The organism is Vibrio sp. A8-1, assembly GCF_013048685.1.
Classification (GTDB): domain Bacteria; phylum Pseudomonadota; class Gammaproteobacteria; order Enterobacterales; family Vibrionaceae; genus Vibrio; species Vibrio metschnikovii.
The window spans coordinates 23,669-39,300 of sequence record NZ_VHTC01000027.1 but is presented as its reverse complement, the minus strand read 5'-3'; the positions used below and the strand labels follow the sequence as shown (position 1 = coordinate 39,300).

Annotated in this window: 10 protein-coding genes; 4 read left to right on the top strand and 6 right to left on the bottom strand. The window is 45.8% G+C overall.

Going from position 1 to position 15,632, the window contains the following annotated elements:
- Positions 1-234: 234 nt before the first annotated feature.
- The 4 genes from fre to trxA form a co-directional block, all read right to left on the bottom strand.
- Positions 235-948: an NAD(P)H-flavin reductase gene (fre, locus tag FKN93_RS13460; protein WP_170905290.1), complete on the bottom strand. Its 714-nt coding sequence runs from the start codon at positions 946-948 to the stop codon at positions 235-237.
- A 179-nt stretch (positions 949-1,127) separates the two neighbouring features.
- Positions 1,128-2,981 (bottom strand): 4-hydroxy-3-polyprenylbenzoate decarboxylase, encoded by a 1,854-nt coding sequence (gene ubiD / locus FKN93_RS13455; protein ID WP_170905289.1) that lies wholly within the window; start codon positions 2,979-2,981, stop codon positions 1,128-1,130.
- Between the two features lie 173 nt (positions 2,982-3,154).
- Entirely contained in the window at positions 3,155-4,414 is a 1,260-nt protein-coding gene (gene rho / locus FKN93_RS13450; protein ID WP_040905638.1) for a transcription termination factor Rho, read from the bottom strand.
- 189 nt (positions 4,415-4,603) lie between these two features.
- Positions 4,604-4,930, bottom strand: coding sequence for a thioredoxin TrxA (trxA, locus tag FKN93_RS13445; RefSeq protein ID WP_170905288.1), 327 nt, complete (start codon positions 4,928-4,930; stop codon positions 4,604-4,606).
- 112 nt (positions 4,931-5,042) lie between these two features.
- On the opposite strand from trxA, the gene rhlB reads away from it, so the two are divergent.
- Entirely contained in the window at positions 5,043-6,344 is a 1,302-nt protein-coding gene (rhlB, locus tag FKN93_RS13440) for an ATP-dependent RNA helicase RhlB (RefSeq protein WP_004397313.1), read from the top strand.
- Between the two features lie 7 nt (positions 6,345-6,351).
- Positions 6,352-7,848: a guanosine-5'-triphosphate,3'-diphosphate diphosphatase gene (gppA, locus tag FKN93_RS13435; RefSeq protein WP_170905287.1), complete on the top strand. Its 1,497-nt coding sequence runs from the start codon at positions 6,352-6,354 to the stop codon at positions 7,846-7,848.
- A gap of 53 nt (positions 7,849-7,901) precedes the next feature.
- On the opposite strand, the gene FKN93_RS13430 is transcribed toward gppA, so the two are convergent.
- Both FKN93_RS13430 and FKN93_RS13425 read right to left on the bottom strand, forming a co-directional pair.
- Positions 7,902-11,336 (bottom strand): hybrid sensor histidine kinase/response regulator, encoded by a 3,435-nt coding sequence (locus tag FKN93_RS13430; protein WP_170905286.1) that lies wholly within the window; start codon positions 11,334-11,336, stop codon positions 7,902-7,904.
- Positions 11,337-11,425: 89 nt separating this feature from the next.
- On the bottom strand, positions 11,426-12,616 hold the full coding sequence (locus FKN93_RS13425; RefSeq protein WP_170905285.1) for a 3-phenylpropionate MFS transporter: 1,191 nt from the start codon (positions 12,614-12,616) through the stop codon (positions 11,426-11,428).
- A gap of 410 nt (positions 12,617-13,026) precedes the next feature.
- Between FKN93_RS13425 and FKN93_RS13420 the strand changes: the two genes are divergently transcribed.
- Together FKN93_RS13420 and FKN93_RS13415 are read left to right on the top strand one after the other, a co-directional pair.
- Positions 13,027-14,850, top strand: a complete 1,824-nt coding sequence (locus tag FKN93_RS13420) for a DUF294 nucleotidyltransferase-like domain-containing protein (protein WP_170905284.1) — start codon at positions 13,027-13,029, stop codon at positions 14,848-14,850.
- 5 nt (positions 14,851-14,855) lie between these two features.
- Positions 14,856-15,503 carry a 3'-5' exonuclease gene (locus FKN93_RS13415; RefSeq protein WP_158137710.1) on the top strand — a complete coding sequence of 216 codons (648 nt, stop codon included), beginning with the start codon at positions 14,856-14,858 and terminating at the stop codon, positions 15,501-15,503.
- Positions 15,504-15,632 lie beyond the last annotated feature (129 nt).

The following is a 15,632-nucleotide window of genomic DNA, read 5'->3' as shown; positions in this document are numbered from 1 at the left end:
AATTCTAGCGAGTTAATTTGAAGAGTCAAACACTTTTTCAAATTTTCTTTTTTAGAAGCTTTCCCTCAACCAACACTGCCTGAAGCCTTGCGGCGTCTGCCGTGTCAGTGAGGGCGCATTATAGGGAGTTCGTTTGGCTTGGCAAGTGCTTTTTATCAAAATATCTTTAAAAAACGCACAAGCGACCAATTATTGAACATCACTGTACGCGTTTTAATCAATCGATGTCTTTTCTCATATAAACGCATAAGCATCGGCGAACATCCGCTCGCTGATTGCTTGTTTATGTTGGGTAAATTGATCTCTCGCTGCACCCGCCATATCAAATCTACCTGCTATATAGATATCAAATTCTGCTAATGAGTCAAAATCTGCCATCACCGCTTGTAATACATTGCCAATTTTGCCTGACCATTCTGCCGGTGCTTTTTCAACAACAGGAACAAAGTGAACATGGGCATATTGATCTGTTATCGTTTGTAGCTCTTGCAAAGCATAGAGCTGCGCTTCATCTCTGGCTCCCCAATAAAGATAAATCGGTGTGATATTGCCCAGTGCTAGACAGCGATCTAAAATCGAGCGAACATAACTAAATCCTGTGCCGCCTGCGATCAAGAGTAATGGTCGTTTCGCATCTTCTTGTAACCATGCCTCTCCGTGAGGCGCATCGATCGTTACTTCGCCTTGCTGTTCAAGTACTTGTTGCATAACCTGCACCACTTCCTGTGCGTAAGCATTATGTTCGGCAGCGCCAATATGAAGTTCCAGCTCTCCATTATCACGGCATGGACTACTGGCTATTGAGAAAGGCCGCTTATCTTTTTCACCCATTACCACCATAAGGTACTGGCCGGCTTTAAAAGCAACTGGTGTAGTCGGTTGCAGTAAAATCTGATAGGTATGATTGGCCAAAGGCTGAATCAACTTCACTTTACATTGAATGGTCATGACTTCCTCTTCCTTACTTAACCAAAGTAAGTGCTATATGACGTAAAAAGACTGAGCCAGTAACCTTTTACCCCAGCGACCTTTTCTTGGTAGGCATCCTTGCTGAGGTGATGACTGACTTCACCGATAAAAATAATGAATGTTTGATAACCAGACCTGACAAATACGCAGGCGATAGGTTAATCGATCTTTAACAAAGGCCACATTTGATCGACTTTAGCAACTAACTGAGGATCCTTCTTAATCGGAGTCCCCCATTCACGCTCGACTTCTCCAGCAAATTTATTAGTGGCATCGAAACCTAACTGACTGGCAAAGGTATTGTGATTCTTATCGCTCACCGTATCACGTGCAGGATCCATACGGGTGGTAATCGCCCAGATAACATCATTCCAATCACGAACATTAACATCATCATCACAAAGTACCACAAATTTAACGTGAGCAAACTGAGATAAAAACTGCCATACCGCTTCAAGTATCCGTTGAGATTGTCCAGCTTGGGCTTTTTCCATTGCCACGAGCGCAAATTGATTGTGAGCACTTTCAGGCAAATACAGATCGATCACTTGTGGATACTGCTCTTTGAAGACCGTAATGTCCTGTTCTGTTAACGATGCAAAGGTATTGGATGGATTGGGTTTATCACTGACTGATTCTGCTGGCCATTTACGAGTAGCATCTAAGCCCATTTTAGAACCCAATCCCACCACCGGCGAAGCAAAATCTAGCGAATCGATGGGGGTATTTTCAATCATCAAACTGTCGCGAACCGGATCCATATGCTCACACATCGCTTGAATGACCGACGACCAATTTCGAGCATCAACGCTTTCATCACAGACAATCACAAACTTCGTATACATAAATTGACGGAGAAAGGACCAAACTCCCATCATTACTCGCTTAGCATGACCTGGATATTGTTTTTTAATCGTGACTATCGCCATGCGATACGAGCAACCTTCCGGAGGCAAATAGAAATCAACAATTTCAGGAAACTGTTTTTGTAGTATCGGGACAAACACCTCATTTAATGCAACCCCTAGCACGGCAGGCTCATCAGGTGGGCGCCCGGTGTAAGTACTGTGATAAATCGGTTGTTGGCGCATGGTTACATGAGTAACCGTAAAGACGTGATGACGCTCAACTTCATTGTAATAACCGGTATGGTCACCATAAGGTCCTTCGTCAGCAAACTCATTAGGGTCAATATAACCTTCAAGGACAATTTCAGCACTCGCAGGGACCTCTAAGTCATTACTCACCGATTTAACCACTTCTGTTTTGCTACCACGTAATAAACCAGCAAAAGCATATTCAGATAGCGTATCAGGCACCGGAGTAACCGCACCAAGAATCGTTGCAGGATCAGCGCCAAAAGCGACCGAAATAGGGAAAGGCTCTCCCGGATGTGTTTCCATCCAATCTCGCAGATCGAGTGCACCACCACGATGCGCTAACCAACGCATAATAACTTTATTTTTAGCAATTTTTTGTTGACGGTAAATGCCTAAGTTCTGACGTTTTTTATTGGGGCCACGAGTAATAGTTAACCCCCAAGTTAATAAAGGAGCAACGTCATTAGGCCAACAGCTCATTACCGGAATATTATCTAAATTAACCTGTTCACCCTGCCAGATGATTTGTTGGCATGGTGCTTTTCGTAAACGCTTAACGGGCATATTAAGTACTTGCCGGAAAACGGGCAGCTTATCTAAGGCATCTTTAAAACCACGCGGAGGCTCAGGCTCTTTAAGATAAGCGAGCAATTTACCAACCTCACGCAAATCCTGTACACTTTCTCGGCCCATCCCCATGGCAACACGTTCGGGAGTACCAAATAAATTGGTCAATACTGGCAAGTCATAGCCAATTGGATTTTCAAATAACAGCGCGGGTCCGCCCGCTCGCAGTGTACGGTCACTGATTTCGGTCATTTCATAATGAGGATCAACCGGATGAGCAACGCGTTTTAACTCACCACGCTGTTCAAGATAGTCAATAAAATCACGTAAATCCTTAAAATTCATAAGCTTTCTTGTCGTTGATTACCTTGAACTTAGTATAACAAAAAAGCGCTTTATTTCAGCGCTCTTTCCACCATCTCTTTGTCTATTTAGTTAAAATCAGCTTACGAGGTTGGATTTTTCCAAAAAAAAACACCACGCTAATAGTGTGGTGTTTTAGAGGATTTTACTTCACTTTATTGACGGCGCATCGCATCAAAGAATTCATCGTTGGTTTTGGTCATTGCCAACTTATCAATCAGGAATTCCATCGCATCAGTTTCACCCATTGGATGAACAATCTTACGTAGAATCCACATTTTTTGCAGCTCATCCGTCTTCGTGAGCAACTCTTCGCGGCGCGTACCTGAACGGTTAAAATCTATCGCTGGGAAGACGCGTTTTTCAGCAATTTTACGATTAAGGTGCAGTTCCATGTTACCTGTCCCTTTAAATTCTTCGTAAATCACTTCATCCATTTTTGAGCCTGTATCGACAAGAGCGGTAGCAATAATGGTTAAGCTGCCTCCCTCTTCAACATTACGCGCTGCACCAAAGAAACGTTTAGGACGATGCAAAGCGTTAGCGTCAACACCACCCGTCAGTACTTTACCTGATGAAGGGACAACCGTATTGTAAGCACGAGCTAAACGGGTAATGGAGTCGAGTAAGATAACGACATCTTTTTTATGCTCAACCAAACGCTTGGCTTTTTCGATTACCATATCAGCCACTTGTACGTGACGCGATGCTGGTTCATCAAAGGTAGAAGCAATCACTTCACCTTTAACAAGGCGTTGCATTTCCGTGACTTCTTCTGGGCGTTCATCAATCAGTAATACCATCAAAACACACTCAGGGTGATTGTTAGCAATACTCTGGGCAATATTTTGCAATAACATGGTCTTACCCGCTTTTGGCGGAGCAACAATCAAACCACGCTGTCCTTTACCAATCGGAGCGGCAAGATCAAGAACTCGAGCAGTAATGTCTTCCGTAGAACCATTACCACGTTCCATCACCATGCGTTCATTAGCATGTAAAGGTGTTAAGTTTTCGAAAAGAATTTTGTTGCGGGCGTTGTCAGGTTTGTCGTGGTTAACCGTGTTCACTTTAAGCAGTGCGAAGTAACGTTCACCTTCTTTGGGTGGACGGATTTTCCCAGCAATCGAGTCACCCGTGCGCAAATTAAAGCGACGAATTTGGCTCGGTGACACATAGATGTCGTCAGGGCCAGCCAAGTAGGAGCTGTCTGCACTGCGTAAGAAACCAAAACCGTCTTGAAGAATTTCCAAGACCCCGTCGCCAAAAATATCTTCACCGCCTTTTGCATGTGCTTTAAGGATAGCGAAGATGATGTCTTGTTTTCTTAGACGCGCGAGGTTTTCAAGGCCTAGGCTCTCACCAAGTTTCACAAGATCAGACACAGGTCTGCTCTTCAATTCTGTTAGATTCATTGTGGTGGATACTTGTTTAGTCAAAATAGGATCTATTTTCTAGTTAAGATGGATTTGGTCTCAGGATTGACCAAGAAGTGAACACTTGTTTAATTAACGTGCGATAAACTAACACTAAAAATAAGCGTAGTCTAGAAAATGTTTTTTGCAAAAGAAAACCGCACGTGAGGTGCGGTTTTACACTTTGCGCTACAGATTGGCGTCCAAAAACTCTTTCAATTGAGTTTTAGACAACGCGCCAACTTTAGTTGCTGCAACACTACCATCTTTGAATAAAAGAAGGGTAGGAATACCGCGAATACCGAACTTAGGTGGCGTTCCTGCATTGTGGTCGATATTCAATTTACCGATAGTGAGTTTGCCTTGGTACTCTTCAGCGATTTCATCAAGAATCGGGGCGATCATTTTACATGGTCCGCACCATTCTGCCCAAAAATCGACTAGAACCAGGCCTGCAGCTTTGATCACATCGTTCTCAAAACTTTCATCAGAAAGCTGCAAAATTTTATCACTCATCTTCCACTCCAATGTGTTTTTCTGAACTGGTTGCATAACAACCAGTAAATTAGATGCTCTATTGGAATGTATTTACTTCCGTATTGCAAGTGTAAGCTGATATTCTATAGCAATGAAAAAGACACACATCACAGAGCAAAAGTTCGCCGACTTCGGTTTACACCCGCAAGTCATTGAAGGATTGGATAAAAAAGGGTTTGAATATTGTACCCCGATCCAAGCCTTGGCGTTGCCGGTCCTGCTCACCGGCCAAGACATTGCAGGCCAGGCCCAAACGGGTACTGGTAAAACCCTTGCGTTTCTTACTGCTACCTTCAATCACTTACTGACGACCCCTGAAGCGGAAGGACGAAAACCTAACCAGCCTCGGGCAATCATCATGGCCCCGACGCGTGAATTAGCGATTCAGATTTATAACGATGCAGAATCATTAATTGCAACTACGGGCATAAAAACCGCGCTAGCGTATGGTGGTGAAAGCTACGATAAGCAACTGGCTAAAATTCAAGAAGGCGTCGATGTATTAATCGGTACCACCGGACGTATCATCGATTTCTATAAACAAAAAGCGTTCAACCTTAACCATATTCAAGCCGTTGTGTTGGACGAAGCCGATCGGATGTTTGATTTAGGCTTTATTAAAGATATCCGTTTCTTATTCCGCCGTATGCCCGAGCCTAAAGAACGTCTCAATATGCTCTTTTCTGCTACGTTGTCTTATCGTGTTCAGGAACTGGCCTTTGAGCACATGCATAATCCTGAGCATGTGGTCGTGGAAGCGACGCAAAAAACCGGTCACCGCATTAAAGAAGAGCTGTTCTACCCTTCAAATGAACATAAAATGGCCCTTTTACAAACCATTATTGAAGAAGAATGGCCAGATAAAGCGATTGTTTTTGCCAATACGAAGCATCGCTGTGAACAGGTTTGGGGAAGTTTAGCCGCTGACGGACATCGAGTGGGTCTATTGACGGGTGATGTACCCCAGAAAAAACGTGAACGTATCTTAGAACAATTTACCCAAGGTGAATTGGACATTTTGGTCGCTACCGATGTTGCTGCTCGTGGATTGCATATTCCTTTAGTGACTCATGTTTTTAACTATGATTTACCTGATGATAGCGAAGATTATGTCCACCGTATTGGCCGGACAGGTCGAGCGGGAGAAAGTGGTTCTTCGATCAGTTTTGCCTGTGAAGAGTACGCCGTCAATCTACCTGCGATTGAAGAGTATATTGAGCACTCGATTCCGATGTCGGATTACGATCCAACCGCGCTATTGACTGATTTACCCAAGCCATTAACTCTGCGTTCTTCATCGCAGCAACGTCGGACTAACACCACAGGATCACGTTCAGGTAACCGAAAGCCACAACGTCGTCCACGTGCACCACGACCGAAAAAGGATTCGTAATTTATCTATGAGTCACCACACTTCTTCACCGCTCTATGCGGCTATCGACCTAGGTTCTAACAGCTTTCATATGTTGGTGGTTCGTCACGTCGATGGCAGTGTGCAAACCCTAGCGAAAATTAAACGCAAGGTTCGCTTAGCTGCTGGATTGGATGAACAGAATGCATTAAGTCAAGAAGCGATGCAGCGTGGCTGGGATTGTTTAAGTTTGTTTGCCGAGCGCCTACAAGACATTCCTGCACCACACATTAAGATTGTCGGTACCGCGACGCTACGCACGGCCATCAATGCTGAACAATTCTTGCAAAAAGCAAATGCTATTTTAGGTCATCCTATCGAAGTCATTACCGGGGAAGAAGAAGCGGCAACCATTTATAAAGGTGTAGCTCATACCTCTGGAGGAATGGGTCGGCGATTAGTGGTTGATATTGGTGGTGCTAGCACAGAGTTGATTATTGGTGAAGGGTTTGAAGCTAATGCGTTAACTAGCTTAAAAATGGGCTGTGTCACGTGGCTAGAGCGACATTTTAAAGATCGCCAACTCAATACCAGTAACTTTAACAATGCCATTTATGCGGCAAAGCAAATGCTAGACCCCATCTTGGATACTTATCGCCAATTGGGTTGGAATGTCTGCGTCGGAGCCAGTGGTACCGTTCAAGCGCTACAAGAGATCATGCTGGCACAAGGGATGGATGAAATCATCACCCTACCGAAACTCAAACGCTTGCAAAAGCAAGCGATGCTAGCGGATCACCTTGAAGAATTGGATATTGAAGGTTTAACTTTAGAACGTGCTTTAGTCTTTCCGAGCGGCTTATCGATCTTAATCGCTATTTTTGAGTCACTCAATATTGAAGCCATGACACTGGCCGGTGGCGCGTTACGTGAAGGGTTAGTCTATGAGATGGTCGATACTCTTCGTCAAGAGGACATCCGCGCTCGCACGATTCAAAGTATCCAAAAACGCTATCAGATTGACCGTCAATACGCTCAACAGGTGGCCACTCTCGCCAGTCGACTGCTTGCCCAGTGTGGCGGAGAGAGCTGGGCTCCTGAACCACAAGCGGAAATGTTATTACGCAGTGCTGCACAATTGCATGAAATTGGTTTAGCGATTGATTTTCGCAAAGGGGGCGAGCACAGCGCGTACTTGCTACAACATCTCGATTTACCCGGTTACACCCGTGCGCAAAAACAATATTTAGCCGAGCTCACCCGTCGTTACCGAGAACAACTGACCTCACTACCCGAGCAGCATGCTCTTTCTGGAACCACGGGAAAACGTTTATTACGTTTGTTGCGTTTGGCGGTGCTGCTCAGTCACCGACGTCATCCGGCCTTAGAGCCTGAAGTGCTGCTTGAGGCGCAAGGCGATAATTTAACGTTAACCATCAATCAACAGTGGTTACAAGACAATCCACTCACTCGTAGTGAATTGGAACTGGAAGCTAACCGTCAAACCGACATTGGTTGGCCATTAACGATCAATAGCGACCAGTAGCGCGAGCACTCCGTCAACTCATCCTACCCCCGACGACTCAGGGGTAGGATGATTTATTGGCACTGATTCAATAAAGCACGCAATTTCAAAGGCTTGATTGGCTTAGCCATAAAACTAAAACCTCCAGCTTGAATGCCTTCGACAACGTCTGGGTTACGATCAGCACTGATGATCACCCCAAAAAAACAATCGCCTAACCTTAAGCGGCACTGTTGTAAAACTTCTAAGCCGGTTCGGCCATGATCGAGTCGATAGTCGGATAAAATAACATCAGGAACCCATTGCTGTTCTAATGCTTGCAAGCTTGACAACAAATCAACGGCGGTTTTTACCTCACAGCCCCAACGCTCTAATAATTGTCGCATCCCGACTAAAATATCCGGCTCATTATCAACGCATAACACTCGCAGATAGCTCAGATCAGATAACGTTTCCGTCGCTTTCAGCCTAGGCGTTGGTACAGAGATCGCTTGCGAACGAGGTAAAGTAAGCGAGAAAACGCTGCCTTTGCCTGGCCAAGAACGCATGGTAATAGCATGATCTAATGCCTGAGCAATGCCTTTTGATATCGCTAAACCTAAGCCGAGACCTTGATCAGAACGAATCTGCCCACCGCGATTAAACTCTTCAAAAATTTCCTGCTGTTTATCTTCAGCAATCCCAAAACCGTTATCCCATACTTCGATACGCACCATGGTTTGACTGCGGCGCACCCCAAGTACGACTCGTCCTTGCGGACTATAGCGAAAAGCATTAGTGAGAAAATTTTGAATGACGCGACGCAGCAACTTCGGATCCGACTGAACATATAACGAAGACGGCACCATATGAAATTGTACCTGCTGTTGCTTAGCCAACGCACTAAACTCGGCCTGTAAATGAGTTAACATGCTATGGATTGGAAACGTATGCTGATGAATATCTAACTTACCCGACTCTAAACGTGAGATATCCAGTAAATCACCAATTAAATCTTCCGCAGCGCTAAGCGCGCTTTCGATATGATGCGCTAACCGTTGAGACTCTTGCTCTTTAGCCACTTCAGATAAAGACGATGCAAATAAACGAGCCGCATTTAATGGCTGCATTAAATCATGGCTCACCGCGGCTAAGAAACGCGATTTCGATTGTGATTCACGCTCTGCTTTTTGAGTGGCGACAACCAACTGTTGGTTTAGTTTTTCTAACTCTCGCGTCCGCTCAACCACTCGCTCTTCCAAGTGTTCGTTGGCCTCTTTTAAGTTACGTTCAGCATTGCGAAACACCGTGATATCACTAAAGCTCATCACAAACCCACCACCGGGCATCGGATTGCCTTGCACTTCAATCACTCGCCCATCACTGCGCATTCTAGATGAGGTATGCCTTGAACCTTGTTGTAAATACTCGACGCGCTTTCGAACATGATCTTCAGGATCACCCGGCCCACATAATCCCTGTTGAGCATTATGACGAATAATATCGGCAATCGGCCGCCCAACTTGGATTAACCCTGCAGGAAAATGAAACAACTCTAAATAACGTTGGTTCCAAGCCACTAGCCTAAGCTGTTTATCGACTACCGCAATCCCTTGTCCGATATGCTCAATCGCGCCTTGTAGCAAACCCCGACTAAAATCATACAGCTCAGAGGCTTCATCAACGATGGTCGCCACTTCTTCCAACTGCATTTTTCGGCCCTGTAGCGCCGAAGTCAGGACTAACTTAGCCGAAGAAGCACCAAAAACCCCCGCTAGCACACGTTCTGTATGGCGAATCAATCCTGCGGGCGCTTGTTGATTAGGCATTAAACTGACGTTTTGCTGAGCCCAAAACTGAGCAAAAGCACTGCGCACCCGGGAACGTCCGACAAAACGCGCCGCAAGCATTTCTAACTCAGCCACCGTAACCCGACTTTGGTAGAGGCTCATGTTTTCATTTTCAGGCAGTGGCGTGCCAATAAATGAAGCCGCTTGTAAGCGCTCACTTAAGCTTGAGCGAGTCACTAACGATACGACAACATAACACAGCGTATTGAGTGATACGCTGAGTAGCATTCCCCAATCGACGCGACTCATTCCCAGCTCATATAACCATGAGGGCGGAGTGATCAACCATAATAAAACGTTATTTTGCGCATCCCCAGCGAGCATTTGTGTTGCGCTCATGAGAGTGATAAGCCACAAGGTGAACCCAACCGCTAACCCCACATAAACGCCTTTGCGATTGCCATCTCGCCAGTACATTCCGCCAAGCAAAGCTGGGGCAAATTGGGTAATCGCCGAAAAAGAAAGAAAGCCAATCGCAGACAGAGAAGGAATGCTATCGAGGGCAAGATAAAATCCCCACGCGCCCAATAGCAATAATAAAATCAGGGTGCGACGAATAATCACCAATAAACCAGAGAAATGACGGTGGTTACGATGTGTTAAGCGCATGCGGCGTAACAACAGAGGCATAACAAGATCATTCGAAACCATGATCGCCAACGCTATCGTCGATACAATCACCATCCCCGACGCAGCCGAAGTACCGCCTAAAAAAGCCAATAAGGCAATCTGCTCAGCCCCGACGTGCATAGGAATACTCAGCACTAACGTATCGGCAGGAGCATTAGGTAGTAGCGCTTGACCAACCCAAGCTATCGGTAAAACAAATAGCCCCATCAACATTAAATACAGAGGAAAAAGCCAGCGGGCGGTGTGCAAATCTTGCGGTCGCTCATTTTCTACCACCATGGTATGAAATTGGCGTGGTAGGCAGATAATCGCCAGCATGGTTAACAGAGTATGGACCAATAATGTCGGCCAATTGGGGGCTTGATACGTTTGCTCGGCAATCGCCAACACGTCGATGGCGTGATCCGAAAAAATCACATAACCAACAAACAAGCCCACCGCCAAAAAGGCCACCAATTTCACTATCGATTCAAACGCAATGGCCATCATCATGCCACGATGATGCTCGGTATTATCAATATGGCGCGTACCAAACAACATGGTAAATAACGCCAACGCCAAAACCACAAACCAAGAAATATGGTCATCTTGATAGCCAAATTGAGCGTACAAATCCGGAGCAACCACATTCAGTCCCATGATGATGCCACGTAACTGCAAAGCGATATAAGGCAATATTCCGGCAACCGCGATTAAGGTCACCGTGACGGCTAACCCTTGCGACTTGCCGTAACGTGCACCGATAAAATCGGCAATCGAGGTAATGTGCTCACGTTTAGCAATCAAGATCAGCCGTGCTAATACCCGCCAACCAAAAATAAACACCAGCATCGGTGCAAGATAGATAGGTAAAAAAGACCAAGGATTGGCACTGGCTTGACCGACCGTGCCATAAAAGGTCCATGACGTGCAATACACCGCAATCGATAGGCTGTAAATCCAGGGCCGCCAGTGCGCTAACCAGCGCGTTTGTCTATCGCCATACCACGCAATCAAAAAGAGTACGCCTAAATACATCAGCGAAACTGGGATTACGATCCATCCATGCATTAGGAATCCTTTTTTCTGCGCCTAAAAAAACCTCTCCTTAAGGAGAGGTTATTTAACAAAGGATTCACTCACAACTCAATCACTGAGCATCAATTCTGTGCTTCAGGCTCAGCTTTAACCGTTTGTCCATCTTGTATAACTGAACTCGGTAACTCAACCTTAATCAATAGTGCTACCCCACCCATTGCTGCCATGACCCAAAACACTCCCGCACCAAAGTGATCGTATCCCCAGCCACTGAGCGTGGTTAGCAACGCAATAACCGCACCAAGAGGAATGGCGTTATACAGCGCTTGTAAAGCCACCATTTTATTTTGAGGCGAATGCTGAATATATTGAATCGCGGCAATATGCGCCATCGCAAATGTGACGCCATGCAGCAGTTGAATCGCGACTAACGCGATGATCGCCGTTGTCGAAGCAGTCAGCCCCCAACGCAACATGACCCCTAGGGCGGCCACCACGAACAACGCTCGTAGACTCCATCCGGCAAATAAACGCTTACTTAAGGCGAACACCAGAACCTCAGCGACTACCCCCAAGCTCCATAAATAGCCGATGATCGCTTCCGAGTGCCCAGCTTGCTTCCAGTGAATCGCACTAAAACTGTAGTAAGCGGCGTGGCTGCCTTGAATCAAAGCCATCAATAACAAAAACTTAATCACAGGTAATTCACGCAGTAACTGCGTTAATTTAGGGCGCACAGCGTGAGCGTGACTTTCAGTAACAGGCATCACCTGCGGGTTACGCAGACTGAACAGCAAAGTGATTGCCGCACCAAATAAGGCGGTATAGAGAATCATGCTACTGCCGTATAACGCCACCAAATAGCCAACTACTGTCGACCCGGCAATAAAAGCCACCGATCCCCATAAACGAGAACGACCGTAATCAAGTAATTGATGTTTCGCGTAAAAATTAGCCATCGCATCAGAAAGCGGAACAATCGGCCCACAACAGAGGTTAAATAACACCGTTGCCAAGGCCATTAGCCAAAAACTGCCGCCAGTAAAAAAGTGAAACGCGATAAATAATAACGCCGCTAAACTGAGCCAACGTAAAGCAGGTAACAAATGTTCGACTTTATGGATCCGTGGTGTAAACAGTAAATTCGCCACACAACGGGTTGCAAAACCAATCCCGACTAATACGCCAATATCCGTCGCCGACACACCTTGATCGGCAAACCACAATGACCAAAACGGTAAATAAACCCCGTAAGCAAAAAAGAAACCAATAAAGTATTGGGATATCCACCCAAAAGGGGAAGGGTTCAACATAACAGATCCTAAATAATTCATCGCCCAAAGCGCAGGGTCCCTGCCAACGCGTCACTCGCCGCTAACCGCACTGAACATCACCCACAGAGAAAGCACATCGGACACCGATAATAACCGGCGATTATGCAATAAGTCCCTAAAACTAAAAAGGGATCTTTCATCGCCTTGACGATTTCCCTGTTGTTTGACGAACGCTAAGCGGTCAATGATTAGAATCTCAGAGGAGAAAAACAGATAACTGTCGATAGTCCATCGATTATCGCCAATTCGATTGCACCAACATTAGACCAAAGTCGTCTGGAGAGCTTGAGAAAAGCAGCCACACTTATCGATAAGTGCGGCGGATTGATTCGCGTCGTAAAACAGTCAGAACAAAGAGCAAGCATCCCACTTATCAAGGTGAGTTAACTATGCCGGACAAATTTAACATGCTCTCGCCTCCCTTTAGCAGCTTAACCGAGGCCCAACAACAGCGATTGCGCGCCGCTTTAGATATTGCTTACTATCGTGAGCACGACGTGTTGATCCAACAGGGACAAGCGTGTCATCAACTGTGGATTCTGATCAAAGGCACGGTAGAAGAGCGCTCGGTGGACGGTAAAACGCTCTATGCTCACTACACTAATGAAGATATGTTTGACGTGCGAGCTCTGTTTGAAACCTCCGCCAAGCATCAATACGTCGCACTAGAAGACACCTTAAGTTATTTGCTACCCAAAAAAGTTTTTCTGACTCTGTGCCGTGAAAATCGCCAATTTTCGGCGTATTTCGAAACCAACTTGGCCAAACGTCAAGAGCTGATTGAAGTCGCCCAGCAGCAGAAAAATCTGGCTGAGTTTATTCTGACCAAAATAGAACCTGAGCTCTACCTTGCGCCAACGTTGGTCAAACCCGATCAGACCTTAGCTGAAGTCACTCAAGAGATGAAAAGTCGCCGCGTGGATGCGGCCTTAGTCGAATGGCCTATCGGTGATCGACGCGTAGACTCCTCAGATACTCCCCCCTATGGCATCGTTACCCGCAGTAATCTTTTACATGCAATTATGTTAGAAGGTCATACACAACAGACTGAAGTCGGCGAGATAGCCACCTCTCCCATCCTGCATATCCAACAAGGCGATTTCCTGTTTAACGCAATGATCAGCATGACGAGGCACAAGGTCAAACGCTTGGTGGTCTGTGAAGGACGTAAAGCCGTGGGTATTTTATCGATGGTCCAAATCTTAAGTGCTTTTTCGACCCACTCCCACGTTTTAACGCTAACCATTGCTCGCGCCACGAGCATTGATGAGTTGGCTTTTGCGGCGAACAAGCAGCAGCAACTGGTCGAAAGCCTACTCAACCGAGGAATAAGAACGCGCTTTATCATGGAACTGATCGCGGCAGTTAATGAGCAGATCATCGAAAAAGCCTTCCAACTGATCGTACCCAGTGAAGCGCAACAGCAGTGCTGCTTTGTCGTCTTAGGCTCAGAAGGGCGCGGTGAGCAGATCCTCAAAACCGATCAAGACAATGCATTAATCATCGCCGATGAAGCTCAATGGTCTCACTCTACACCATGGCTAGAAACGCTCACCCACACTTTAGTCCAGCTTGGCTACCCACTGTGTCCAGGGAAAGTCATGGTCAATAATCCTCACTGGGTACAATCACAAACCGATTGGCAAACGACCATCAGCCATTGGATTCAGACAAGGCGACCCGAGCACATGCTCAACCTCGCTATCTTTGCTGATGCCTACCCAGTAGCAGGAAATAAAGCCTTACTCGCACCAGTAAAACACCATTTACAGACCCGCATCTACAGGCAATATGCGGTATTGGCTGAGTTTACTCGTCCAGCACTGAATTTTTCGCTACCCCTGACCTTATTTGGCCACCTTAAATCGAGTAAATCCGGCTTGGACATTAAGAAAGGGGGGATTTTTCCTATTGTTCATGGCGTGCGGGCGCTAAGTCTTGAATATCAAATCAGCAGCACGAATACCTTTCAACGCATTGAAGCACTACAGGCACAACAGGCATTAGAAAAACAGACCGCTGATAACCTAAGAGAAGCGTTAAAGCTGTTTTTAAAATTGCGCCTAGCGCAACAAATCACTAACCAACATCACGCCAATCATATTCAGCTTGGTCAGCTCGATCGCACTGAAAGAGACTTACTGCGTCACAGCCTGCATGTCGTGAAAAAGTTTAAGCAATGGTTGAGTTATCATTATCAAATTAGGGAGTAACGCTAATGAACTGGCTGGCGAGATATTATTGGCACCACAAATTAGCGGGGTCACCTTATCAAGATCTGTTTACCGCGCCCCTCAAAACCGAACTGATCTCTTTAGACTGTGAAACCACCAGCCTTGATCCACAACGTGCCGAGCTAGTCAGTATTGCCGCAACAAAAATCATCGACAATCGAATTCTTACCAGCCAGGCTTTCCATATTCGTCTCGCCGCTCCAACGTCCTTAGATTCGGGTTCGGTGCGCATTCATCAGTTACGTCATCAAGATCTCGCTAATGGTTTGTCGGAGCAGCAAGCCTTACAACAGTTGCTCGCGTTTATCGGTAATCGTCCATTAGTCGGTTATCACATTCGTTATGATAAAACGATTCTTGATATCGCCTGTCGTAAACAACTGGGCTTCCCACTACCTAATCCATTAATCGAAGTCAGCCAGCTTTATCATCAACAGTTGGAAAAACAGTTACCCAATGCCTACTTTGATCTAAGCCTCGCGGCGATTTGCCATCATCTCGACTTGCCAATGCAAGACAAGCACGATGCCTTGCAAGATGCGATTACCGCTGCATTAGTTTTTGTGCGCCTCAGTAAAGGCGGATTACCGAAGCTAAAAAGCCCTTATCAGCACAGCCCAGCTCTTAGCTAATCGAGGCCTCATCCTAAAGTCTAATTGTGTAAATCTTGCTGGTGACTAACAGTTAAAGGCATAAAAAGCTTCCCATTAATGATGTTCAACCAGCCAGTTAAAGCGCTTTGATCAAACGACAGCACGGAT